This window comes from Bhargavaea cecembensis DSE10 (assembly GCF_000348905.1).
In the GTDB taxonomy this organism is placed as follows: domain Bacteria; phylum Bacillota; class Bacilli; order Bacillales_A; family Planococcaceae; genus Bhargavaea; species Bhargavaea cecembensis.
In genome coordinates, this window is the sequence record NZ_AOFT01000007.1 from 158267 (window position 1) to 182792 (window position 24526).

Consider the following 24526-nt stretch of genomic DNA (forward strand, 5'->3'; position numbering starts at 1 on the left):
CCATTCAAACCCACTTTACAGCTACCTTGAACTCTGTGACGCAAGGCTGGCCCGAGCGCCCGATGGCATGTGCACCGCGCTCCGGAAACACCTCGGTCAAAATCAGCATATCGCCCTCTGCAAGGGACCCGGCAAACCTCCCGATCAGCCGCGGACTGCCAAAGTGAATATACCGTTCTTCATTGCCGCTGCAGGCAGCCGTCGGGAATTTCGAATCGACAACTGCAAACATGGCTTCTTGCGGTATCCCTTTTCGTACCCGCCAGTCATGGAGACGGAGATAATAGTCTGATTCAGGCTCCCCGACTTCCTGCAGCGGCACGTCGCCGGTTGAAATACGCCATTCCGCAGGTGAGGTAACCACACGTCCTTCTGTCTGCCGTGGCGAATACCCGGGCCTCATCCTGCCGCTCCGGCCGTCCTTAAGATACACCCAAGGATGGACCAGCTTCAGGAAAAGCCGGATGCGATCCGGCAGTTGGTGAACCGGAATTTTACCGGTATAAACAGGTGCAACCGGGATCCCCTCAGGACCGAGGATGACTAAAGTATCCGATTCCGGATCATGTGCAATTTTAAGATCAGACACCGTCAGGAACTTACCGCCTCTTCCTGCGAACTGACGGTCGGTCGGCCATAGGAGCTGCCGGCCACTAAAGTTCTTGGTCTTACCAGTCCAATCGGACCCGTAAGAAAACCAGAGGGGTTCTGCGTCCGGCAGCAACTCCCGGATCCACTGTTCTTCTTCAGGCACGTCTCCGCCCTGTCTGCACTCGGCAAGGATTTGGTAGTCGCCCCGCTTCATCGCCTGCTCGGAACGGGCAGCCACCCGGAAGGAAAGCGTGCCGTGCGGAACCATCTCGGATAGGCCGGTCGGTTTCCGCATTCCTGCACCGGAAACAGCCAGTTTGGCGTCAGCCTCTACGATTTTCACTTCCTCTGCCGCATCCAGCCGTGACGCACAATGAGTGAGGAATCCAAGGACATCGTTGCACTCGGCTCCGCGGCCATACAGTTCAATAAACCACCCGGCTACCGTATCCGCTATGCTAGACCGGACAATGGTGATGCCGGGTTTCTGTACATAGGCCTCCAGGTCTTCGCGGACAGATTCAGGTAGACCGATCGTTTTTTCATTGCAGAACTGATGCTCTGAGAACCAATCACCCTCCGCCAACCGTCCTGTAAGTCGTACCGGCAAGACCCGGTGAATCCTTTCAACGGAGCGGGCAGCCCTTTCGCGAAGTGCCGGCAAAGCAGCGGGGATGCAGCTTTCCATCTGATCAAGCAGCACTTCGAGGAATAGTAAACTTTTGCGCAGCCTTCTCGCTCTAGGAGAATCGATTCTTGCAACCAGCGACGCGAGTCCTTGGAGCGGGCATAGTTCAGCCTGTTTTTCCGGCAAAACCGGTACCAGGATCTCTTTTGACAGCAATTCCTGAAACTTAGCCTTCCCGCCGGCACCCTGCAGTGATCGAATCCAGTCTTTCTTTTTTCTGGCGACGCCTTTTTTCAAATGGCCTGCGGCCTGACCGTCGTCAATGGGATAAATATACTCATGAACAGTTGGTGTACCGCCGACTTCAATGCCATCGGCGACCAGCAATCCGTCTTTTCCATTCTGAATGACCAGCCCGTCGTTCACTTTGAATGTAAAGCCTTCGTTTAGCCGGTCATCGTATGCCATTGCATCTGTCCAACGGGAAACAAGCGACTGCCGGATGCGTACCTGGGGAAGAACCTCTGCTAGTTCTTCAGTTTCGGACTGTTCCCCCAGGCGGAAGCGGACCTCTGTCGTACCCGACTCTCCGTTTTCCACGGTGGACTGGAGCAGATGCCCCAGGAGAGCTTCTGAAGTTTCTTCCCGCATTCCCGTATCGGTGTTAAGCAACTGTGGGTACTTCAAAGCAACTTTCCGTTGAAGAGCGGGAATTCTTGTCATGCCGAATAACTTGGCATCTGCCTGTTCCTTGCCCATCCGGTAGATCAGCTTGAACCGCTCCAGGGCATCATCCATTTCCGTTTTCCTCTTGACCCAAAGTTGGATTGTCTCCCAATCACTGTCGCTCAGTTCGGGAATTTTCCGCTCCAGTTCTTCAACAGTCTGCATTCCGGCTCGGCGAAGGACCTCTTCAGCGGAATTCCACGCTTCTGAAACTGCGGACCTATAGCTTGAAAGCCGCTGAACCAGATTCATCGAAGAGGACAGGACGAGGGAATCGATAACTGAAGCCGGCAGATCATGCACCTGCGCAATGGCAACTTCTGATAAGCGGACGGAAGTTTTGGTTTGGTTCAGTTTCAGGTTCATGCTTCCTCAATCCTTTCTTCGTGGCTTGGACAGCAAACATATTTTCGTACAATGTTGACAAACTGCGGAAATTTTCCGTTACTATAGAGATAGGACAGCCGGTATCCGACTGGACCATTTGCCAAAAGGGTGATGGAATATGAATCAGGTTCGCCTCGGAATGGAAATCCGGAAATGGCGCAAAATCCGCAAGATGACCCAAAAACAACTGGCAGACGGCATCTGCAATCAATCGGAGATCAGCCGCTTGGAAAAAGGCGACTCGTATCCGAGTATTGATACACTGCAAGCCATTTCTATGAAATTAAAGCTTCCGCTTTCATACTTCTTCGAAGTACTTATTCATGACGACTTTGAAGAAAAACAACAGATGTTGAACGATGTGAAGAATTATTCTTCAAAGAAAGACTACGAAGGTCTATATGATTACACGCAGACCCTTTTAAATAGCGGAAAATTTCTTCACCCTGAATTAAAAACTTACTTAGAATCGTACTTTTATGTGAGTCTTTACTATCTTAAAAAGCAGGATTATCGTTATTGTGTTACAGAGTTATATAGACTCACTGATGTCAATGTAACCGGAATGGACATACTGCTTAAGACACGCATAAAGAATGCAATTGCCGTAATCCTTGCGGAAAACAAAAAATTTGATGAGAGCATGAAAATCTTTGAAGAAATTCTTCAGGAGCAAGTTGCTGCTGATGAATATGAAATAATGAAAATTACTATTTTGTACAATGTCGGAAAATTACTATATTCACAAGAAAAATACGAGAAGGCTTTTGAAATTACCGAAGAAGGTATTCGCCTCTCTATAACTCAGCGTGAAATGTCTGCTCTAGGCCAGCTCTACTACCAAAAAGGTTCGATCCTTGAGAAACTTGGCCACTCCGCCTCTGAAATCTCGGAGAACTACCAAAAGGCGCTGTTCTTCTTTGACCTTCTGGGTCTCGATTACTACAAGAAGATCTTGCAGGAGTACAAGATGCAGTACTTGGCGGCCGGGAGTGTCTGAATCTTTCCTACCTACTACTCTACACAGTTTTTAGCAACAGAAATATGCACTTACGCATATCGACGATTTTTTTGGTTTTTCTTTCGGAAACGAGGAAAAACGGCTGCTTTCCGCCTTTGTTTTGGGGCGGGAGCAGCCGTTTTTGGGTTTCTCAGAACATGCTGAGGTCGTATTTTTTGGACATTTTCTCCATCAGGTCCCAGCCGGCGACGCTGTTGCCGCGGTCGTCGAGCGCAGGTCCGAAGATGCCGATGCCGCAGCGTTGCGGGACGGAGGCCATGATGCCGCCGGAGACCCCGGACTTGGCCGGGACGCCGACGCGGATGGCAAATTCTCCGGAGGCGTTATACATGCCGCAGGTGACCATGAAGGTTTTGCAGATGCTGGCGACCCGCGGCGGCAGGATCATTTCGCCGGTGGCCGGATGCTTGCCGTCCATCGCAAGAAGCAGCCCGACTTTGGCCAGGTCGACACAGTTCATCTCGATTGCGCACTGTTTTGTGTAGAGCTCGATTACAGCGTCCACTTCCTCCTCGATCACGCAGTGCTGCTTCAGGTAATAGGCCATCGAGCGGTTCAGGTCGGCTGTCTCGAGCTCTGACTGGGCCACTTCTTCGTTGTAGCCGATGCCTTCCTCGCCGATGATGAGTTCTGTCAGCTGAATCAGCCGCCCGAGCCGCTCTTCGACGCTATCGCCCTTGATCATTGACGAAACGGCCAGTGCGCCGGCGTTGATCATCGGGTTGAGCGGCTTGTGCGGTGCGATTGTCTCAAGTTTGATGATCGAGTTGAACGGGTCCCCCGTCGGTTCCATGCCGACGCGCTGAAAGACGTATTCCTCTCCGTTATCAAGAAGTGCCAGCGCGAGCGCAAGGACTTTCGAGATACTCTGGAGGGTCGATTTCGTTTCGATATCCCCGGCGGAATAGCAGCTTCCGTCCGGAAACGCCATCGCAACGGAAAGCGAGCTCAGGTCCGCTTTGGCCAGTGCAGGGATATAGTCGGGGACCATCCCTTCAATTGTATGCACTCTCGACTCCTGAACGAGCTGATACAGCTCTTCGTCGGAACGGCAGTCCATATGGTTCACTCCTTTAAAAATGACATCCTGCCGACAGTTTACCCATTCCTGCTCCCGACAAGCCAGCCGCTCGTTGCCGGAGCCGCGGACCGATGGTATAATGAAGCTGAATTGCCTGCAAAGGAGTGGAGACTGATATGTGGTTCGTTATCATCCTGGCTATTTTATTCGGATTCATCGCGATCGGTACGATTGCAGGCCTCGTCCTGACTTTCACGGGCAGCAACAACGACTGATCCTGACTTTAAAAAGGGACTGTTCCGCGCATCGGCATACGCCGGTTTGCGGAACAGTCCCTTTTCTATTCGGTTTCGCCGGCCAGGGCCTCATACTTGTCGGTGTCCTCCGGCCGCCAGCCGGCGTCCAGATCCGCAGTCGAGAGGCCGAACGTCATCTGCAGATGCGGGTAATCCTTAAAGCCGCTCCAGTCGCCGCCCCATTCAAATCCGAGTTCCTTGGCGATGTCTGCGACTTCAAACCAGTCGCTCTTCCCGTTTCCATTGCCGTCGTAGCCGGTGTCCCAGACCAGACGGCCGTCCGTCGTCCGGATGGCGTAGTCGATTGCGAGCCCGAAGTTGTGATAGGACTGGCCGCCTTTTGCATGGGTGACAACGGGGCCGTATGCGGTGCGCCCCTGTTCGTATAGCTGGTCCTGCTCCTCATGGGAACGGAAGCCGTCCGTGATCTCGATGCGGATGCCCCGCTCGGCGGCAAGGCCGGCAAGCTCCTGTGCCTTTTGCCCGACAATCGGATGGAGGCCTTCCGGAAGCGGGCGCGTCTCCAGTTCTTCGCGGAAATCAAGCTCGCGCTGGACAAACAGCCACACCCCGGCCGCCACCAGCCCGGCAATTACCATGCCGGCTACCTTGCCGGCGATAGCGGCGGGATGTTTTTTCCTGTTCTTTTTTCCGATTCCGGAAGCCTCCCTTCTTTATGGCCTCAGGGCCTCATGCCCGGGTCTCGACATAACGGACTACCGGCTGGCTGACAGGTGTCCACTTCTTCACTTTTTCCTCAAAATCAAGGACGTCACCCGTCGTGCAGAATAGGTGCTCCCCTTCCGGCGCATCTGCTGTCTCACCGCTTTCCATGAGCACTTCGGCCGCCTTTGCGACCGTTGCCCTTGCCGGGTCGACCAGGTTCACATCGCCGCCCCATACACGGCGGATCTGCTGCTCGGCAAGCGGGTAGTGGGTACAGCCCATCACAAGCGTGTCCACCTGTTCTTTTTGGAGCGGCCCCAGGTATTCTTCCAGGACTTCCCTGAGTGCTTCCTCCGGGGTTTCCTCGTTCTCCAGATAGGAGACCAGTTTCGGGCAGGCCTGTTCATGGACTTCGAGTCCGGCCCGGTTTTCCCGGATGATTTTCCGGTACATATGGGACTCCACCGTACGCTGGGTGGCGATGACGCCGATCCGGCGGTTGCGGGTCGTGGCCGCTGCAGTTCTCGCGCCCGGCTCGATGACCCCGATGACCGGCACGTCCATCCGTTCTTTCAGTTCGTCCAGCATCAGCGCCGATGCCGTGTTGCAGGCGACAATGAGCATCTTGAGCTCAAACTGCTCCAGATACCGGATGACGCCGAACACCAAATCTTTTATCTCTTCGGGGCTTTTGTTGCCGTAAGGGCAGTTTCCGTGGTCGCCCACATAGATGATCCGCTCATCGGGCAGCTGGCCGAACAGCACATTGGCGACGGTCAGTCCCCCGCTCCCGGAGTCGATAATTGCTATTCTTTTCATAACATTTAACCTTCTCACTGACGCTTTCCTGCTTACAGGAAGCAAAATAAAATGATCCTTCCATTGTAACGCATCCGGCGCCATTGTGGTTCCCCGAAGATCAAAAATGCCCTCTCCTAATCATGGAGAGGGCAATTTGTTATGCAGTGACATCCCGCTTCGAGAAGACGAGATAGCTTACGATCAGGAATACGACGGCATACGCGCCAAGCACTGCGGCGGCAAACGGCAGCGTCACATCCTCGAGGAACGTCATGCCCTGTGCCACTGCCACGAGATCGTGGGAGAAGAACAGGTACTTGGCAATTTCATAGCGGCTCAAGAGTGCCGACACCGTGCTTCCGGTAAAGAAGATGAACAGCGACAGCCCGATCGCGAGCGCTCCCGAGCGGAACACGCTGCCGATCATGAAGGCAAACGTCGTATAGACGATGATATTCACGAACGCGAGAAGCAGGTGGTAAATTGCCGGAACCCATGCTGAGATTTCGGTCACTTCCCCGCCTGTCACCGCAAGCTCCGTCCCGCCGTCAGGTGAAAACAGGATGTACGCCATGACAATCGAAACCACAAAGCCGACTGTTGTGAGCAAGGCTCCGAACAATGCTGTCGCCGCGAACTTCGAGGTCAGCACCTTCCACCGCCTGACCGGGCGGGCGAGGAGCATCTTGATCGTCCCGTCCGAAAATTCCGTGGCGACGATTCCAGCGGCGACGATGATGGCGAACAGCATGGCAAACGTGGCGATGCCCGACGAATCTTTGATCATCTGCTGCCGGCTGTAGCTGCCGTGCGGCTCGACATCTTCCGCAAGCCGGTACTCCACGATCTGGAGCTCTTCTTTCAGCTCCGCCTCACGGGAGGAAGAGAGATCCGGGTCGGCGAGCTGAGCGGCAATTCCCTCACGCTCCGCTTCCGCCATCATCCGCCAGTCCTGCGCATCCGCCTGGCCCTCGACAGACACGCCTCCGCTTTCCGCCCGGTTTCCTTCCGTTGTGGAGATCCATTTGGTCAGGCCCATCATGCCGGCCACGCCGGCGACGAGAAGGATGGCCATGACCCATGTCGCTTTTTTGTTCCACAGCTTCATCCATTCATTTTGCAACAGCTTCAGCAATCTGTCCGCCTCCCGTCATTTCGATGAATTCGTCTTCAAGCGTCTTCCGGTGCGGTCGGACGGCATAAAGGTCGAGGCCTCCGGCAATCACGCTTTTCACGAGTTCCGGTATCCGCTGCACTCCCTCTTCGATAATGAACCCGGCTCCGGATTCGGCAGGCTCGTAGCCTTTTGACTCAAGGATCGCCCTGAGCTGTTTTGCCGGCAGGGCCTCGATGTAATGGTGCGGCCGGGTATCTTCCTTCATCTCCCGGATGTCGATCAGCTTGCCGTTCTGGATGACGGCGATCCGGTCGCACATGAGCTCGATCTCTGACAGCAGGTGGCTTGAGACGAAAATGGATACGCCCGCTTTTTCCGCAAGGCTCCGGAGATACGACCGGAACTCCCGGATACCGGCCGGATCGAGGCCGTTTGTCGGTTCATCAAGAATCAGGAACTTCGGATTGTGCAGCAGCGCCTGCGCCAGGCCGAGGCGCTGGCGCATGCCAAGTGAATACGTGCCGACTTTCTCATGGATCCGGTTCTCGAGCCCCACCTGGCGGACCACTTCCATGATGCGGTCCTTTGTGACGCCCTTGTGCATGCGGGCAAAGTGGACGAGGTTCTTATAGCCGGTCATGTATTTGTACATTTCCGGGTTCTCGACGATGACGCCGATGTTGGACATGGCCGCCTCGAAATCGTTTTGGACGGACTTGCCTGCGACGAACACCTCTCCGGATGTCGGCTTCATCAGTCCTGCCATCATGCGGATGGTCGTCGTCTTCCCCGCGCCGTTCGGCCCGAGGAACCCGGTGACCTGTCCCGGATAAAGCTGCAGATTCAGGTCGTCAAGGATCTTCTTGCCGCGGATCGTCTTCGAAAGGTGCTTTAGTTCCACTATCGGCTCAGCTTGGTTTGCCAACCGGTTCACGTCCCTTTTCGTAGAGTGTGCGCAAGTATGCGGTCAGGCCGCCCGGCTGCGCCATCCGGATGTCTTCCACAGCATCGTGGGCGGCGATCCGCCCGTTTTTCAGTACGGCGATTTCATCGAGGAGGGGGGCGACATCGTGCAGCTCGTGCGTCGACATGATGACGGTCTGCCGTTCCGGATCCGTGAACCGGATCAGGCCTTTTACAATCGACTCCCGGACCATCGGGTCAAGTCCCGAAAACGGTTCGTCGAGCAGATAGGCATCCGCTTCCCTTCCTAATGTTGCTACGATCTTGGCCCGTCCCCGGTTTCCTTTTGACAGATTTTTCAGCTTGGTTTTCCGGTCGACGTTCAGAAATTCTGCTGCCTCAAGCGCTTTTTCCATCGAAAAGTCCGGATACTGCGACTCCTGGAAGCGGAGCAGCTCATCAGTCGTAAAGTACGGATAATACAGGTCGGCATCCGCCATGTAGGCAATTCGGCTGCCGGCGGATGTCCGCGTGACCGGATGGCCGTTCAGAAGGACCTCCCCCGAGTCCGCCCCCATGACGCCCGCCATAATTTTGAGCAGTGTCGATTTTCCGCTTCCGTTTTCGCCCGCCAGGCCGATGATCTTCCCCAGCCCGAAGGTCGCGGTCGCGCCGTCCAGCGCCCGGAGCCGGCCAAATGACCGGCTGACCTGCCTGATCTCGATCATGGCTGTCTCCTCCTCGTCATGGACTCTGCAATTTCTTCTTCCGTGAAGCCGAGCGCCTCGATGTTCCGGATAAAATCATCGATGAGCTGCGCCTTCTTCTCCTCTCTCAGCTGTCCGAGCCGTTCGGCGTTCTCCGTGACGAACGTACCCTGGCCCCGCTTGGTTTCGGTAATGCCCATCCCCTCCAGCTCCTTATACACTCGTTGCATCGTATTGGCATTGACGCCGGCCTCAACCGCGTATTCTCTTACCGAAGGCAGCTTCTCGCCCGGCTGCAGGGCGCCCCGGATCAGGTCACCTGTGATCCTGTCAATCAGCTGCTGGTAGATCGGCTTATCCGGCAGGAAATCAAAACTCATTCATCGCGCCACCTTCCGGTTGAAGATATAGATGGCGAGCATCGCGAGGAGAATTGCCTCGATCACGGCAAGCCCGACTCCGCTGGCGGCAATTGTCCCCGTGAAATCCAGCGACCAGTCATTGACCCGGTTCAGGCGTTCGGTGTAGGTCAGCGGGATCTCACCATAACCCGCGAGCTTTTCATAAGGGCCCCATCGAGCCACTTTCTGAAACGCATAAAACGTTGCCCCGACCAGCACGCCTGTCAGGATAACCGCGCCGATTTTAGTGAACTTCTTCAGCCACTGGTAAATGGTCCAGAACAGGAAGCCGAGCACCATCTGCATGATGCCGAGAAACAGCGAGACAGTACCGACCTCCGCAAAGAAGCCCATGAACCATCCGATCGGCACACCCTCCGGAAGGCCTGATCCTCCGCTGAACAAGTGAATCAGCCCATTGGCCAGGGCCAGGACCGTGAATAGAAACAGCATGGATGCCACGGTCATCAGTACGGCAAAGACCGCTTTGACACCGACGAGAACATAGGACGGTGCGGGGGAATGCAGCCAGATATCCGGCCGTTTCATATCCGCCTGCAGGCTGACAAGCAGGCTGACCACCGGCATATAGCTGAGCGCCAGCACCCAGAAGCCCATGATGATGAACGCAATATTCATCACCGGAACTTCGTGGAAGGCATAGCGCTGCAGCAGAAACGGCACCACCCCAATGCTGAGCACAGCTGCGAGGACAAGAAACGCCATTCCCAGACGCGCCTGAATCCACTCTTTCCACAAGAGCCCTTTCCATCGGCTCATAAAACTCCACTCCTTTGACTCGGATTGTGTACCGGTGTATTAGTTACATAGTACACTGGTATTCAAATCATTTGCAAGTCATTCGCGGAATTTATTTGGAAAAATTGGTTACCCATAATAAAAACGCCTTCCGCTTCCGGGGGACTTGCTTAACATTCAAAGGGTGTTGCGTAACATTCAGCCCACATCAAAAACGCCAGGCCCTCAGGGGACCCGGCGTTTTTGATATGTGCATTATAGAAAGTTCTCCGCTGCGATCTCGACAATGAGCAGGAGCGTGACCAGTCGGAGGATCGGCTTCACGAACTTCGGGTTGATCTTCTCGGCGATATGGACGCCGACCCGTGCCCCGGTCAGCGAGCCGAGCATCAGTGCGATGGCAACCGGCCAGATGATGTGGCCCGATGTGATGTAGCCGATTGCCGCTCCGAATGCACTGGAGAACGTGGCGACACGGACGAACCCAATCGCCCGGATATAGGAAATGTTCAGGTGGCCAAACAGCTGCAGGAGAATCGTCGCCTGGCCCGGCCCGAACAGGCCATCATAAATACCTACCCCGAACAGGCTCGGAACAGCGGTCCTGCTTGGCTTCAGCTTTGCATCCCCGCTGAAGTCCCCTTTTGAGAGGAAAGAGAAGATGAATGCCACGATCAGCAGCACCGACGCGACCGTCAGCATCGTCCCCTCGCTCAGCCCGTTTGCGATAAAACCGCCGGCAAGCCCGCCCGATAAAGATACCGGCATGATCCAATATAATTCCCTAAAGGAGATCTTCTTCTTCAGGAGGACCGTCAAAAACGTCGAAAGCGAACTGACCGTATTGGATATCTTGCTCGCCCCGACCGCGGCGTGGACCGGTATGCCGAGAAGGAGCATCGCCGGCAGCGTGATCAGACCGCCGCCTCCGGCAAGCGTCCCGATCGTCACCGCCACGAGCCCGATAAAAAACAGCCCGATGTATTCCATCACCGCACCTCCCTCTTTAGTTGGTAATATTAGTATACGACTAAATTATCCATAAGAAAATTAGATTGTTTTTATTCATTAACATAAGTAACTCTTATCAAATGATTTGAGTCCGGCACCTTTTGGCATCCGTCTAATCATTGAAAAGGAGGTGAGCGCTTGGACATCATGGCACACAGTCAGGCTGAAACCGGCGCGGGGCACCGTGAACTGTTCGACAGCCTCGTCCGTCAGCATGCGGACGAGCTAAAACGGATTGCTTACATCTATGTCCACGACCGTGCAGAGTGCGAGGACATTGTCCAGGAAGTGTTTATCAGCTGCTACAAGAACCTGGGGAACTTCCGGCAAGAGTCCGAATATAAAACCTGGCTGATCCGGATCACCATCAACAAGTGCAAAGACCATCACCGGAAATGGAGTTTCCGCAACCTGGTCTACAAGCCGGTCATCGGCCTGTTCAAAACCGGCCCTTCCGCCGAAGAAAAGCTGATGGGCCGGCACCATTCCCAGGAGATGATTGGCCGGATCTCCGCGCTCCCCGCGAAATACAAGGAGATCCTCATCCTGTACTACTATCAGGACATGGACGTATCAGAGATTGCCGAGGTTCTGGAACTGAACGTCAGCACCGTCAAGACCCGGCTGCAGCGGGGCCGGGAGTCCCTGAAGCGTTCACTGGAAAGGAGCGAAGCGAATGGATCCGTTTGACCGCAACGTTTCTTCGGAGCTGAAGCAGTCTGTGAACAGAGAGATCCGGTTCACGTCACGCGAAGAAGAAAGGCTTTACCACTCCATCAATGCGGAGAGAAAGCAGAAAGCCCGCCCGATCTATTGGGTGGTCGCAGCGGCTGCTACCGCACTGTTCCTCCTTCTCGGGGCTTCATTCCTAATGCCGGAACTGACTGAAGAGCCCTCGGCATCCCCCGAAACAGCCGCTCCGGACCCGGCCTCTCCGCCCACAGATGTCAGTTCCGGGAAATCTACCGCCGTTCTGGCAGATGACGGGCTTTGGGAAGAACTTAAGAACGTTGAGCTGACTTCCCGTGAGATCAGCCGAAGCGAACGGGCGACCAGCTATGAATTCACCATCGTGAACCGTTCTTCAATCCGTCTGGTCGCCCTCCGGCTGTATGCGAGCTACGACCGGAACGATAACAATCAGATTCAGGGCAATCCATTCCGTGCCTCCCTGTTCTCCGACCGGGAACTGGCACCGGGAGAAACATACTCATTCACAACGAGCCTGCCATCTGCTGTTTTCCGCGAGGACAAGGTGAACCTGGCCGGCCTCACCCTCGACCTGGAAGGATACGCAGGGGAAATGAATCCGGAGCGCTATTTCTCCATTGGCCGATCCGAAAGCGTGGCGGAATAAGCCAATGCATGCAAAACACCCGTGACCTGTGTCCCGGGTGTTTTTTACTGGCTATGAAAGGATGATCTCCCGCTCCCGAGCGGCAAGTCGTGCAATCTCTTCATCGGTCCGCGTGAGCCGGTCACGCAGTTCGCGGAGAACCCGCTCGACATCGGCGAGGACGCGGTCCAGCTCACCTTTTGCTTCCGTGATGCGCGAGTGGACCATCCAGTCCGTGAACATGTTGTCGAAGAAGAAGTCCGTAAAGTTCAGGAAGTCGCCCTTGTTGACCGTCAGGCGATGCTGGTCAAATTCCTCAACATCCGCAAGCTCCGACTGGAACCGTCGCAACGCGCGCTGGGCGCGGTGGATCTTGTCATCGGAGCTGTTGATGCTGGAATACTTCATCGCCGTGACGATCATGCCGCCGCCGAGGAAGGTATCCCACATTGACATCCCTTCCGCATTGCCGAGCTGGCTCATCGCGGACTGCAGCACCCGGCCTGCGTCCTGGCCGGCATGGATCGCCTCTTCGATTTCCCTGCGGAGCGACTGCAGCATCGCCCGTTCATCGGCCACCTGCTGGAGCTTCCTGACCGCAGTATCGTCGTTGTTGCGCATCCACAGTTCCTTTTCCTGCAGGAACGCTTCCCAGTCGTCATCAAGGAACTCATACTCCGGCCGGTCGAGTTCGGCCTTTAGCGCAGCCGTCTCTTCTTCCAGGTCCATGAGCACCTTCTCGGCCTCATTAAACTTCAGCTCGGCTTCCGCCGCCTCATTCAGTTCCTTTTCCATGATTTCGTCCATCTTGCCGGTCAGCTGGCGGAACTTGTTGGCGAATGAAAACTGCCCGAGCTTCAGGACGTCCTGCTGCTCTTTTGTGAGACGGGCCTTTAGCCGGTCGTAGTTGCGTCTGGCCTCGCCGCGCTCCGCCTCTTTTGCTTCATACCTTTTTTTCATCCGGTCCCGCTCCGTCATGCGCATCCGGAGATCGGTCTGCCGGTCGTAAATTGCTTCCCTCATCAATCCAAGCACCCCCCTGATTTACCTACGATTTTATCACTCTCAGGTTTCATTTCCCATTTCCTGACGGGCGCCAACGCCTTTTTGACAGAATTGCGTTACGAAAGCAAAGGAAATGGCCAGTGTCTAAAAGCAAAAGCCGTGCAGCAGGGATTCCCGCTCACGGCCTGTAAGTCATGAATGCTTGATCAGCTGGCGCTCCCGGCGGTTTGCCCGGCGTGCGGGGGCCTTGTCGAACAGCGCTTTTTCCGCCTTCGTCTCCGGATAAACCGGGGAAACCGGTGTCGGCTTGTTTTCTTCGTCCATTGCGACCATCGTGACGAATGATTCGGTCGTCAGTTTGCGGGCACCGGTGACGATGTCCACCGAGTGCACCTGGACAAACACTTCCATTGATGTCCGTCCGGTGGAGCTCACGACGGCCTCAATCTCGAGCACGTCGCCGACTCGCGCAGGCGAGACGAAATCAACAGAGTCAACCGATGCGGTAACGACCGCAGCACCGGCATGCTTGCTCGCTGCAATCGCGCTCATCTCATCGAGATAGGCGAGTACCTGGCCTCCGAAAATGGTCCCATGATGGTTCGTGTCCGGCGGCATGACCAGTTTCGTCGTCTTTGTCCGTGACCGGCTCATCGGAATCGCTTCTGCCATAGGGCAACACCTCTTCTGTCCGGACCTTTGTCCGGGTTGGTACGCAACAGTATACCCGAATTGGGCACGGGATGCATCGTACAAGGAGGGAGTCCGAAATCTTTAGTTGCAAGCCGTCGGGATCTTGGCGCAAATGGCAAGCCCTTGTGGTTAATCGCACGCCCAAATCCGCTCCCCCTTATCCCCAATAAGAAAACTCCCCGGCGCGCCGGGGAGTTCCACCATCACACAGTTTTCAGTTCCTTGCCTTCCTTCGCCATGATCTCCTCGTCGTACAGGTGGCAGGCGACGGAGTGGCCGGGTTCGACTTCGCGGAATTCCGGGTCGATTGCGGCGCAGCTGTCCATCGCGAACGGGCAGCGTGTGCGGAACCGGCAGCCGGACGGGATGTCTGTCGGGCTCGGCACGTCTCCGGACAAGATGATCTGCTCGCGGGTGCGTTCCTTTTCCGGGTCCGGCAGCGGGATTGCCGACAGGAGTGCCTGGGTGTACGGATGGAGCGGCTTTTCGTACAGCTCCTCGCTCGTGGCAAGCTCGACGATCTTGCCGAGGTACATGACGGCGATGCGGTCGCTGATGTACTTCACCATCGACAGGTCGTGCGCGATGAAAAGATAGGTCAGCCCGCGCTCTTCCTGCAGTTCCTTGAGCAGGTTGACGATCTGTGCCTGGATCGAGACGTCAAGCGCCGCAATCGGCTCATCGGCAACAATGAACTTCGGCTCGACAGCAAGCGCACGCGCGATGCCGATCCGCTGTCGCTGGCCGCCGGAGAACTCATGCGGGTAACGCCCTGCATGGTTCTTGTTCAGGCCGACCAGCTGCAGCAGTTCATGGACACGCTTTTCTCGGTCTTTCTGGGACATGTTCGGATTGTGGATGACAAGGCCTTCCGAAATGATTTCGGATACGGTCATCCGAGGGTTCAGCGACGAATACGGGTCCTGGAAGATCATCTGCACATCGCGGTTGATGCGCTTTTTCGTCTTCCCGTCCAGGCGGCCTTTCAGCTTGAGGCCGTCAAAGTGGATCTCACCGTCCGTCGGTTCATAAATCCGGGTGAGCGTGCGGCCCACTGTGGACTTGCCGCAGCCGGACTCGCCGACAAGGCCGAGCGTCTCCCCCTTCTTGATCGAAAAGCTGATGCCGTCGACGGCCTTCAGAACCGTTTTCCGGTTGAGGCGGAAATGCTTCTTCAGGTCGCTGACGACAAGCAGGTCGTCCTGCCCGGCATTCGTGGTGTGTTGTTCCTTCAATTCATGTGTCATACCGGCACTCCTCCCGCTGCATCGATGGCGGCCTGGTCGGCGGCGATTTCCGACGTCTGCCGGCCTTTCCGGATCACTTCCGGCACATGTTCATCCGGCGTGCGCTCATCCTGCAGCCAGCAGCGCACGGCCTGTGTGCCGCTGACTGCGGTGTAATCCGGATTGTGGTCGTGGCACACTTTCATCGTGTACGGGCAGCGCGCGGCAAACGGGCAGCCCGTGCCGAGCGTCGCGGGATCCGGCGGGGAACCCGGGATCGGAATGAGCGGCTCGGTGCGCGGTGCGTCCAGGTTCGGCATCGACCGCAGCAGGCCGAGCGTATACGGATGCTGCGGACGGTAGAAGATCTCATCCAGCGTCCCCTGCTCGACGACCTCTCCGGCGTACATGACGGCGACGCGGTCGGCCATGTTGGCGACGACGCCGAGGTCATGCGTGATCAGGATGATCGCGGTGTCCATCTTTTCCTGGAGGCCCCTCATCAGGCGGAGGATCTGGGCCTGGATGGTGACGTCGAGCGCCGTCGTCGGCTCGTCGGCAATCAGGACCTTCGGGTTACAGGCAAGTGCAATCGCGATGACCACGCGCTGGCGCATCCCGCCGGAGAACTGGTGAGGATAGGCATCAAGCCTGGCTTCGGCATTCGGGATGCCGACCAGCTCGAGCATTTCCTTTGCCCGCTCGCGGGCTTGCTTTTTCGTCAGGTTCATATGGCGGGAAAGCCCCTCCATGATCTGCTTGCCGATTTTCATCGTCGGGTTCAGCGACGTCATCGGATCCTGGAAGACCATCGAGATGTCCGACCCGCGGATGCTCTGGATCTCTTTCTTGGAAAACTTCAGAAGGTCTTTTCCCTCGTAGCGGATCTCGCCCTCGGGAATGATGGTGTTCTGCTTGGGCAGCAGCTGCATGATCGACTTCGCCGTCACCGACTTGCCGGAGCCGGACTCGCCGACGATGGCGAGCGTCTCCCCCTTTTTCAGAGAAAAGTTGACGCCCCTTACCGCCGGGACCTCGCCGTTGCGGGTCTTGAATGAAACATGCAGGTTGCTGACTTCAAGGATGTGGTTGTCCATTGTCTGACCCCTCACTTTCTCATTTTCGGATCGAGCGCGTCGCGCAGCCCGTCTGCCAGCAGGTTAAAGCAGATCATGACAAGGCTGATGACGACCGCAGGGATAAGCAGCTTGTACGGGAACGAGCGGATGGCATCATAGCCGTCCTCGATCAGCACCCCGAGCGAGGCGAGCGGTGCCTGAAGGCCAAGGCCGATAAAGCTCAGGAACGCTTCGAAGAAGATCGCCGTCGGAATCGTGAACATGACGGTGACGATGATCGGACCCATGACGTTCGGAAGCAAATGCTTTCTCATCAGCCTGGAATCCGAGGCGCCGAGCGTCCGTGAGGCGAGGACGAACTCCTGCCCCTTCAGCTGGAGCATCTGCCCCCGGACAACCCGCGCCATCCCGACCCAGCCGGTGATGATCATCGCGAGAATGATCGACCGGATGCCCGGCTCGAGTATCAGGATAAACAGGATGATTACAATCAGGTTCGGGATCCCGGTCAGGATCTCGATGATCCGCTGCATGACGTTGTCGATGCGGCCTCCGTAATAGGCAGAGATGCCGCCGTAGATGACCCCGATCACGAGGTCCAGGAATGCCGCGACAAGTGCGATGAACAGGGAAATTTGCGTCCCCTTCCAGACACGCGTCCACAGGTCACGCCCGAACTCGTCGGTGCCGAACCAGTAGTTGGTTTCGACGCCGCGCTGGGCGTACTGGTCGACGCCGTTCACATCTTTTCCGTCAAAGCCGAGCCACTCGAGCCCCGCAACTTTCGGTGGGAGGTTCGAATGAGGAATATGCTGCTCCCGGTAAGTGAACTCGTTCATGGACGGGCCGATGAGTGCCATGGCGCCGAGGATGATCAGGAGGACGAGGGACACGACCGCGCCCTTGTTTTTGAACAGGCGCTCCATCGCCTCTTTCCAGAAAGTCGGTGCCGGCGCCGCCAGCTCCTCCCGTGCCGTTGCATCAAGGGGTTGCGGAACAAACAGGTCCGCGGACGGTTCCGCCGGACGGTCTTGGCTGCGGAGATTCTTGTAGTCTCCGTCATTCGGCTGGATGGTCGTCATGCCTTGCTTCCCCCTTTCAGGTCAATCCGCGGATCAAGCAGGCCGTACAGCACATCGACGACGAAGACGACGAAGATAAAGAGTGCGCTGTAGAGCAGCGTGATGCCCATGATGACGCTGTAGTCGAGCACGAGGATCGACAGCGTAAACTGCTCGCCGAGCCCCGGGACACCGAAGATCTTCTCGATGACGAGGGTCCCCGTCATGATCGAGACGGCAAGCGGCCCAAGCATCGTGACGACCGGGATAAGTGCGTTCCGGATGACGTGCTTCCAGATGACACCGGACTCATTCAGCCCCTTGGCCCGAGCGGTCGTGACATAGTCCTGCCCGAGCACCTCGAGCATTTCGCTCCGGATAAAACGGGCAACGGTCGCGATGACCGTCACAGACAGGGCGAGTGACGGCAGGATGGTACTCTGATAGTTTTCCCATAGCGCAACCGGCAGCCAGCCCAGTTTGACGCCGATATAGTACTGAAGAAGCGCCGCGAAGACGAATGACGGAATCGACATGCCGAGGACGGCGATGGTCACCGACACGTAATCGACCGCGGTGTTGTGGCGAAGCGCTGAGATGATTCCGAGCACAAGGCCGATGATCGTACCGAAGACGAGCCCCTGCAGGCCGATCAGTGCGGAAGGCCCGATGCGGTCGCCGATCATGCTCATGACGGTACGGCCCTGGTACTGGAATGAATAGCCGAGATCGCCCTGGATCAGGTTGCCGATATACGTGAGGTACTGGATCGCCACCGGCTTGTCCAGCCCATATTTCGCATCGAGTATGGCCCGCTGCGACTCGGTCAGCTTTTCCGCGTTCGAGTATGGCGTGCCCGGAAGAAGCTGCATGAGCAGGAACGTCGCGGTCACGATGATGAACAGTGTGATCACTGCATAGGCAAAGCGTTGTATCAGATAGCGTTTCATGATGTCGGTCACCTCGCTTTAGTTCGGTGCGATTGAATACAAGAAAAGCGGGGCCGCACCAGTGGCTCCCCGCTTGTCTGCTGCTATAAAAGGATTATTTGACCGATGCCCACTTGAGCGAGAGGTCCGCGCCAGCCGGGTGGATGACAAGGTTCTCAATGCTCGGGCGGGTCAGGTACGTATTGCCCCGCTGGTAAAGCGGTGCGACCGCGGCATCTTCTTCAAGAAGGACCTTCTCGATTTCGAGGAGGGTCTTGTAGCGGTTGCTGAGGTCAGTGTCCGTGCGTGCTTCGGCTACAAGCTCATCCAGCTTCGGATTGCTGTAGTCCATCCGGTTCGCCGAGCTGCCGTCCACCCACATGTCGAGGTAAGTCATCGGGTCGGCGTAGTCAGGTCCCCAAGTCGAGAGCGAGAGATCATACTCGATCGCCTTTTCGATTTCAAGGCGCTGGGCAAATGGAACTGCCTTCAGCTCAAGTTTGAATCCTGGCAGGTTGTCTTCCAGCTGGGCCTGCAGGTATTCGCCGACTTTCTTCATTTCGTCTGTATCCGCGATGTTCAGGGAAACCGTCAGGCTGTCGACGCCTGTTTCTTCAAGGCCTTTTTCCCAGAATTCCTTTGCTTCTTCGGCAGTGCCTTTGTTGATGTCGCCGTTCAGCTCACGGTAGTCGGTGCCTTCAGGAGAGTTGTAATAGCCCTCAGGGACAACTCCGTAAAGCGGCGTGGAGCCGTCTTTGAGGATGACATCGGTCAGGCCGTCACGGTCGATCGCCATGTTGACTGCGCGGCGGATATTCACGTTGCTCAGCACTTCATGGTTGTGGTTAAAGCGCAGGAACACGATTCCGGACGCTTTCTCATTCGTGAATCCTTCATTGTCCTGATACTGGTCGACGAGGGAAGACGTAAGCTTCACGCGGTCGACTTTCTCGGTTTCATACAGGTTGGCGCCGGACTGAGGGTCCTTGACGACGACAAACTCGGCTTTGTCGAGCTTGACGTTTTCCGCATCCCAGTAATCTTCGTTCTTTTCAAGTGTCCAGCCCTGCTCCTGCTGCCATTCGGAGAATACGAACGGTCCGTTTGCGAGAACGTTTTCAGCTTCAAGCGCATACTGGTCGCCCTGCTCTTCGACGAACGCCTGGTTCTGAGGCAGGAAAGTCGCGAATGCAAGAAGCGTTTCAAACAGCGGGTTCGGCGCTTCAAGTGTCACTTCAAGTGTTTTTTCATCGATGGCCTTGACGCCGAGCTCTTCGGCATCCATTTCTTCATTCATGATCGCTTCGGCGTTTTTGATGCCTGCAGTCACGAGCATATAGTTGTACGGGCCTGCTTCACGCATGACGCGCTTCCAGGCGTACTCGAAATCATTGGCCGTCACAGGCTCGCCGTTGCTCCAGTTCTGTTCACGGAGGGTGAACGTGTGAACGGTTTCATCTTCGTTTTTATCGTGCTTTTCGGCCATCGCCAGTTCCACTTCGTTCGACTCATTCTGGCGGTAAAGCCCTTCGTTGATGTTGTTCAGGACGTTGAAGGCGATCGAGTCGTGCGCCTTCGTGGAGTCCATTGTCGGGATATCCGAGCCTTCGCTCAGAGTGATCACCTGTGCGGAGCTGCCGTCCCCTTCGGCGCTTCCGCCCTCCGTATCGCCGGATGCCTCATCACCGGAGCCGCTGAAGTTGCAGCCCGCCAGGATCAGTGCCGCCGCGGCCGGAGCCATGAAGCGAGATACCCACTTTTTGTTCATGCCATTTCCCCCTTGTCTCTATCGAAATGTAATCCTATTTTACGTATACTACGGATATAAAGCAATATCTTTTTTCACAATTTAGATAGTTTAAACCGTTGTAAATTTTAAGCCGAAAGGAAGACAGACATGAATCGACGTTATGTGCCGGTTATTTTTGTCATTCCCCCGATGTTTGTCGGATGGTCTTGGATGACACGCACTCCGGACCCCGTCCGGGCAGCGGATATACTATTTTGGGCAAGCATTCTGATCCTCATCGCGGGCGGCATTCTTTATATCGCCAGGCATGATGTAACAGAGACTTTTACAAGAAACTGGAGGAAATTCTTCCGTTCACTGAACCGGAAGGAGAGCTATATCAGGGAAGCGGAGGGCAGGAAGAAAGACCCGGAATTCAGGAAAGCCCCTCTCCCTTACCGTCCGGTGCTTCTTTTCGGACTGTATCTTTTCACCGTCAGCATCATCGCATCCATCCTTGCACTGGATTAGGACTGTCGTTTTCTGCGGCTATTTCCCGGGAAATATGTCGGACAGCGTCGATATTCAAATAAAAAAGACAAGGTCCCGCGCTTGCGGTTCCTTGTCTTTGCTTCATTTCGGCCGGTTTTCAAGGAAGTTGCGGTAGGCGAACCCTTTGACCTGGTCCTCAGAATACCGTTTCAGCAGTTCGTTGATCAGGTTCTGTTGCATCGAGGCGTCGGACAGGTTTTCCACTTTGTCGGCAATGCCGTCAAAGTCAGAGCCGAGCCCGATGAACTTCTCGCCGCCGAGGCCGCAGAAATGATCGATGTGGCGGATCAGATCATCAATGGTGACACTGCCGCCTTCCTTGATGAATGCCGGGCAGTAGACGACATGGATCATGCCGCCCTTATCGAACAGCGCCTTTGCCTGGTCATCGTACAAGTTCCGGACATGGTCGCGGACCGCCCGTGCGTTCGAATGGCTCGCGATCGGGTAATCCGCCGTCTCGATCACGTCCCAGAACGCCTTCTCGCACAGGTGCGACACGTCGGTCAGGATCTGGTGTTCGTTGTTGAACCGGACGATTTCGCGGCCGAATGTCGTCAGCCCTGCTCCGCGGGGCTCACCCGCGCCGTCCGCTGCGAGGTTCGCGTTGTTCCAGGTGAGTCCGACCGACCGGACACCAAGTTGGTGCAGGATCGACAGCTTCTTCAGGTCGTTGCCGATTGCGTCCACGCCTTCGAGCGTGAGGAGAGCGCCGGTCTGCCCTTCCTGCAGTGTATCGATATCCGACCAGTCCCGGATCAGCTTCATGTCCGGGTTGTTGCCGAGGACATCTGTGTAGAACCAGTGAACCTGGTCGAGGGCCGCCTGGAACTTTTCTTCCGCCTTCATATCCGGCCAGATAAAGATGGCGAATGCCTGGATCTTCACCTCGCCCTTGCGTAGGCGTTCACGGTTCGTATCCAGTTCCGGCGCGTCCGCAAACCGGATCTTTCCGTTTGCCTCATACAGCTTCAGCAATGCGTCGCAGTGAAGGTCAATGATTTGCAAGGCTGCCCGCCCCTTCCGTTGCCGATTCTTTCGCCGTTTCGATAAAGCGCTCGAACAGACGCAGCGATGTGCCGTCCCCGGCTGCTGCGAGTGCTTCAGGATGCCACTGGACGCCGACCGCGAACCGGTGCTCCGTGCTCTCGACCGCCTCGATGACGCCATCGGATGCGATACCCGATACGGCGAACGGCGCCTTCACGTCGCGCACCGCCTGGTGGTGGTAGGAGTTCACCCGGAACTTCTCGGCCTGCGCAGCCTCCCGCAGGATGCTGCCCTCCGCCGCCTCGACGAAATGGGAAAGATGAACCCGGTTGGCGCGCTGGCTGTGCTGGAGCAGCTGCCGGTCAATCTGGGAGTAGATATCCTGATACATGTCGCCGCCCTCGGCAATGACCATGACCTGAAGGCCCCGGCAGATGGTGAGGAGCGGCATGTCACGCTCCAAGGCACCCTTGATGAGCGCCAGCTCCGACGCATCCCGTCCCGGCGAGATCTCCCCGAGCTTCGGATGCGGCTCCTCGCCGAACAGCGTCGGGTCGATGTCTCCCCCTCCGGATACGACCAGTCCGTCAAGTGCATCAAGGACCCGGTCCGCGTCATTTTCCGTGTCGATCGGGATGAGCAGCGGAATGCCGCCGGCCCGCTGGACTGCGGTGATGTAGTCGTGGTTCAGGACGTGCTTATAGTCGAGTTCAACATGGGTCGTGATGCCGATGAGCGGTTTCATGGTGATTTTCCCCCTTATATTAGGCATGATTCAACGTAATATTAGCCTGATCTAGTATATGAGCCGGTTCTTTGTCTGAGTGCCCCGGATTGGCGGGCGAGTGCTCCCGTAAGTTGTGCGGGTGCCCTTATTTCGGGACCGGGTGCTCTTCGGAGCCCTTACTCCACGCCCGGAAGAATGGTGAGCGTCTTGGCATCCGCGTCCAGATACGCCTCGACGCCGAGCGGGACCGCGAAGTGCGGCTGGCAGTGGCCGATCCGGAAGCCGGATACGACCGGCTTTCCGAACCCGTCAAAGAAGTCCCGGAACACCTCTTCAAAGAAGAAGTCGCCCTTATGATTCTTAGGATATTTAAAGTCGCCGATGACGATGCCGGCCACCCGCTCCAGTACGCCCGACTGCCTGAGCTGGGTCAGCATGCTGTCAGTCCGGTACGGCTCCTCGTCGGTGTCCTCGATGAGGAGCAGTTTTCCGTCGAACGACGGCGCAAACTTCGTGCCGATGCTTGAAGCAATCAGTGACAGGTTGCCCCCGATCAATTGTCCGCGCGCGCTGCCGCCTGAATACGTAGTGAGCGGCGATACTGATTCATCGTAGTGCAATTCGAGCGGTTGGAACAGCTGGGCAAACAACTTGGCCGACAGCGGATCGAAGTCGTCCTTGGCGACGTCCGACTCGAGCATCGGCCCGTGGAACGTGACCAGGTCTGAATACATATGGATGGCCTGGTGGAGCGCGGTGATGTCACTGTATCCCCAGAAGATCTTCGGGTTTTCACGGATCATCTGGTAGTCGATCTTCTCAAGATAACGAGCGGAACCGTAGCCTCCTCTTGCACAGATGATGCCTTTGACTTCCGGGTCCCTGAACATCGCGTGCAGGTCGTCCAGGCGTTCCTGGTCGGTTCCCGCAAGATAGCGTTCCTTTTTCCCGACCGACTTGCCGATCTTCCAGTTGAGGCCGAGCGACTCCAGGAAGGCGAGCGATCGGGTCAGCTGTTCGGTTTTCGGCGGGCTGGACGGGGCGATGATGCCGACGGTGTCGCCCCGCTTCAGCCGCTCCGGACGGATGAGTTCCGTCATCGGTAGGTCGTCTGCAGCGCAAGCTCGATCATGACGAGCATCGCGCTGTACGCTTCCAGGATATCTTTCGCCTCGAACCGGACGACCGTCGACCCCGGTTCGATTTCGCAGCCCGGCATGAATGCCGCCCATTCGGCCTGGCCATAGTTCGTGAACTCGATGCGGAGCACCGGATTGTCCGGTGGCGTCAGTGGTTTCACGTTGCCGCGGTTCGCGATGGCTTCCGCCGCCTTCTCCTTCAGCAGCTCATGCGCCTTCTGAGGGGATAATGAACGTACAGCAGAGCGCGTCAGCGACTTTTTCACCGCCGCCGTCACCACACCCGGAATCAGTTCCTCCGCCTCGCGGCAGGCCCCGTCGTCGCCTGCCACCATAATGACCGGTACGCCATGGTAACCTGCGATGTATGCATTTAAGCCGATCTCCCCAATCTCCTGCTCATCGATCCACATATTGCGGACCGCATGGATCATCGAGTGGCTCATGACGCCCGGTTGTCCCGCGCGGGAATGGTAGCCCGTGAAGATGGCACCTTCATACGTATTGTCGAGGCCTTCGACCATGGAGTACAGCTTCACGCCACCGTTGATCAGCTCCGCCTCCGGATGCAGCTTCTCAGGCAACAGGTTGTTCATTTTCGAGTGGCTGTCGTTGACAAGCACATGCTCCGCCCCGCCGGCCAGTGCCCCCTCGATGACCGCGTTGGCGTCCCCCGTCATGAGGCTCCGTCCGATTTCATAGTTGTGCTGGGTTGAATCGACGAACGTGTAATCCGGGATGCCTGTAATCCCTTCCATGTCGACCGAAAGATAAATATTCATCGGTTCGCCTTCTTTCTTTTCAGAACTGTTTTCTTTTTCGAAATACAAGTCCACTTTAGCAGAACGAGGGGTGCCGGACAATGCGGTTTCCCGATGAAGCGAAAAAACGGAAGCCAGAGGCACAGGCGGAGCTCCAAATAGAATGTCCCCTTTCTTACTGTCCAGTTATTTTATCCTTATACCTGCAATGCACTACATGTCCGATTCAGATGGTCAATGTTTCAAACAACTAAACAAAAAATA

25 protein-coding genes are annotated in these 24526 nt (G+C 56.3%); 4 read left to right on the plus strand and 21 right to left on the minus strand.

Translation table 11 applies throughout. From position 1 onward, the window contains the following. Nucleotides 1-4: 4 nt before the first annotated feature. The gene (locus C772_RS08465) at nt 5-2311 is read right to left on the minus strand and encodes a hypothetical protein (RefSeq protein ID WP_008299101.1); all 2307 of its coding nucleotides are present in this window, start codon (nt 2309-2311) and stop codon (nt 5-7) included. A 139-nt stretch (nt 2312-2450) separates the two neighbouring features. Between C772_RS08465 and C772_RS08470 the strand changes: the two genes are divergently transcribed. Continuing rightward, the gene (locus C772_RS08470) at nt 2451-3332 is read left to right on the plus strand and encodes a helix-turn-helix domain-containing protein (RefSeq protein ID WP_035001849.1); all 882 of its coding nucleotides are present in this window, start codon (nt 2451-2453) and stop codon (nt 3330-3332) included. A 151-nt stretch (nt 3333-3483) separates the two neighbouring features. Here the strand turns inward: C772_RS08470 and glsA are convergent, their stop codons facing one another. From glsA to C772_RS08515, 9 genes are all read right to left on the minus strand, one after another. Beyond that, nucleotides 3484-4413, minus strand: coding sequence for a glutaminase A (gene glsA / locus C772_RS08475; protein WP_008299105.1), 930 nt, complete (start codon nt 4411-4413; stop codon nt 3484-3486). Nucleotides 4414-4714: 301 nt separating this feature from the next. Continuing rightward, entirely contained in the window at nt 4715-5269 is a 555-nt protein-coding gene (locus tag C772_RS08480; RefSeq protein ID WP_008299109.1) for a M15 family metallopeptidase, read from the minus strand. Nucleotides 5270-5360: 91 nt separating this feature from the next. Continuing rightward, the gene (gene murI, locus C772_RS08485) at nt 5361-6155 is read right to left on the minus strand and encodes a glutamate racemase (RefSeq protein ID WP_008299110.1); all 795 of its coding nucleotides are present in this window, start codon (nt 6153-6155) and stop codon (nt 5361-5363) included. Between the two features lie 139 nt (nt 6156-6294). Further along, nucleotides 6295-7272 carry an ABC transporter permease gene (locus C772_RS08490; protein WP_008299112.1) on the minus strand — a complete coding sequence of 326 codons (978 nt, stop codon included), beginning with the start codon at nt 7270-7272 and terminating at the stop codon, nt 6295-6297. Next, a complete protein-coding gene (locus tag C772_RS08495) occupies nt 7250-8179 on the minus strand; it encodes an ABC transporter ATP-binding protein (RefSeq protein ID WP_008299114.1) in 930 nt (309 codons plus the stop codon). Before C772_RS08495 ends, C772_RS08490 begins: the two co-directional genes overlap by 23 nt. Further along, entirely contained in the window at nt 8163-8885 is a 723-nt protein-coding gene (locus C772_RS08500) for an ATP-binding cassette domain-containing protein (protein WP_008299116.1), read from the minus strand. Before C772_RS08500 ends, C772_RS08495 begins: the two co-directional genes overlap by 17 nt. Then, nucleotides 8882-9244: a GntR family transcriptional regulator gene (locus C772_RS08505; RefSeq protein ID WP_008299118.1), complete on the minus strand. Its 363-nt coding sequence runs from the start codon at nt 9242-9244 to the stop codon at nt 8882-8884. Before C772_RS08505 ends, C772_RS08500 begins: the two co-directional genes overlap by 4 nt. Next, complete coding sequence (locus C772_RS08510; RefSeq protein WP_008299121.1) at nt 9245-10045, minus strand: hypothetical protein; 801 nt, start codon at nt 10043-10045, stop codon at nt 9245-9247. A 234-nt stretch (nt 10046-10279) separates the two neighbouring features. Then, nucleotides 10280-11014: a sulfite exporter TauE/SafE family protein gene (locus C772_RS08515; protein ID WP_008299124.1), complete on the minus strand. Its 735-nt coding sequence runs from the start codon at nt 11012-11014 to the stop codon at nt 10280-10282. Nucleotides 11015-11182: 168 nt separating this feature from the next. On the opposite strand from C772_RS08515, the gene C772_RS08520 reads away from it, so the two are divergent. Together C772_RS08520 and C772_RS08525 are read left to right on the plus strand one after the other, a co-directional pair. Next, complete coding sequence (locus tag C772_RS08520; protein WP_235046396.1) at nt 11183-11725, plus strand: sigma-70 family RNA polymerase sigma factor; 543 nt, start codon at nt 11183-11185, stop codon at nt 11723-11725. Continuing rightward, nucleotides 11712-12392 (plus strand): hypothetical protein, encoded by a 681-nt coding sequence (locus C772_RS08525; RefSeq protein ID WP_008299127.1) that lies wholly within the window; start codon nt 11712-11714, stop codon nt 12390-12392. Before C772_RS08520 ends, C772_RS08525 begins: the two co-directional genes overlap by 14 nt. A gap of 51 nt (nt 12393-12443) precedes the next feature. Here C772_RS08525 and C772_RS08530 read toward each other — a convergent pair whose 3' ends face one another. The 7 genes from C772_RS08530 to C772_RS08560 all read right to left on the minus strand — a co-directional run bounded on the left by C772_RS08530 (nt 12444) and on the right by C772_RS08560 (nt 20132). Continuing rightward, entirely contained in the window at nt 12444-13394 is a 951-nt protein-coding gene (locus tag C772_RS08530; RefSeq protein ID WP_035001852.1) for a hypothetical protein, read from the minus strand. 174 nt (nt 13395-13568) lie between these two features. Then, the gene (locus C772_RS08535) at nt 13569-14048 is read right to left on the minus strand and encodes an acyl-CoA thioesterase (protein ID WP_008299129.1); all 480 of its coding nucleotides are present in this window, start codon (nt 14046-14048) and stop codon (nt 13569-13571) included. A 224-nt stretch (nt 14049-14272) separates the two neighbouring features. Next, nucleotides 14273-15316: an ABC transporter ATP-binding protein gene (locus tag C772_RS08540; protein ID WP_008299130.1), complete on the minus strand. Its 1044-nt coding sequence runs from the start codon at nt 15314-15316 to the stop codon at nt 14273-14275. Beyond that, nucleotides 15313-16392, minus strand: a complete 1080-nt coding sequence (locus C772_RS08545) for an ABC transporter ATP-binding protein (RefSeq protein ID WP_008299131.1) — start codon at nt 16390-16392, stop codon at nt 15313-15315. The genes C772_RS08540 and C772_RS08545 overlap by 4 nt, the downstream gene beginning before the upstream one ends. An 11-nt stretch (nt 16393-16403) precedes the next feature. After that, the gene (gene opp3C / locus C772_RS08550; RefSeq protein WP_008299132.1) at nt 16404-17456 is read right to left on the minus strand and encodes an oligopeptide ABC transporter permease; all 1053 of its coding nucleotides are present in this window, start codon (nt 17454-17456) and stop codon (nt 16404-16406) included. Next, complete coding sequence (opp3b, locus tag C772_RS08555) at nt 17453-18385, minus strand: oligopeptide ABC transporter permease (protein ID WP_008299133.1); 933 nt, start codon at nt 18383-18385, stop codon at nt 17453-17455. The genes opp3C and opp3b overlap by 4 nt, the downstream gene beginning before the upstream one ends. Before the next feature lie 94 nt (nt 18386-18479). Continuing rightward, on the minus strand, nt 18480-20132 hold the full coding sequence (locus tag C772_RS08560) for a peptide ABC transporter substrate-binding protein (RefSeq protein ID WP_008299134.1): 1653 nt from the start codon (nt 20130-20132) through the stop codon (nt 18480-18482). Nucleotides 20133-20261: 129 nt separating this feature from the next. Here C772_RS08560 and C772_RS08565 point away from each other — a divergent pair, with 129 nt between their 5' ends. After that, the gene (locus C772_RS08565) at nt 20262-20624 is read left to right on the plus strand and encodes a DUF3899 domain-containing protein (protein ID WP_008299138.1); all 363 of its coding nucleotides are present in this window, start codon (nt 20262-20264) and stop codon (nt 20622-20624) included. A gap of 102 nt (nt 20625-20726) precedes the next feature. On the opposite strand, the gene C772_RS08570 is transcribed toward C772_RS08565, so the two are convergent. The 4 genes from C772_RS08570 to C772_RS08585 all read right to left on the minus strand — a co-directional run bounded on the left by C772_RS08570 (nt 20727) and on the right by C772_RS08585 (nt 24283). After that, on the minus strand, nt 20727-21653 hold the full coding sequence (locus C772_RS08570; RefSeq protein WP_008299139.1) for a dipeptidase: 927 nt from the start codon (nt 21651-21653) through the stop codon (nt 20727-20729). Then, nucleotides 21640-22380, minus strand: a complete 741-nt coding sequence (locus tag C772_RS08575) for a gamma-glutamyl-gamma-aminobutyrate hydrolase family protein (RefSeq protein WP_008299142.1) — start codon at nt 22378-22380, stop codon at nt 21640-21642. The genes C772_RS08570 and C772_RS08575 overlap by 14 nt, the downstream gene beginning before the upstream one ends. Before the next feature lie 158 nt (nt 22381-22538). Then, complete coding sequence (locus C772_RS08580) at nt 22539-23462, minus strand: S66 peptidase family protein (RefSeq protein WP_008299144.1); 924 nt, start codon at nt 23460-23462, stop codon at nt 22539-22541. Beyond that, complete coding sequence (locus C772_RS08585) at nt 23459-24283, minus strand: M55 family metallopeptidase (protein ID WP_008299146.1); 825 nt, start codon at nt 24281-24283, stop codon at nt 23459-23461. The genes C772_RS08580 and C772_RS08585 overlap by 4 nt, the downstream gene beginning before the upstream one ends. Between the last annotated feature and the right edge of the window lie 243 nt (nt 24284-24526).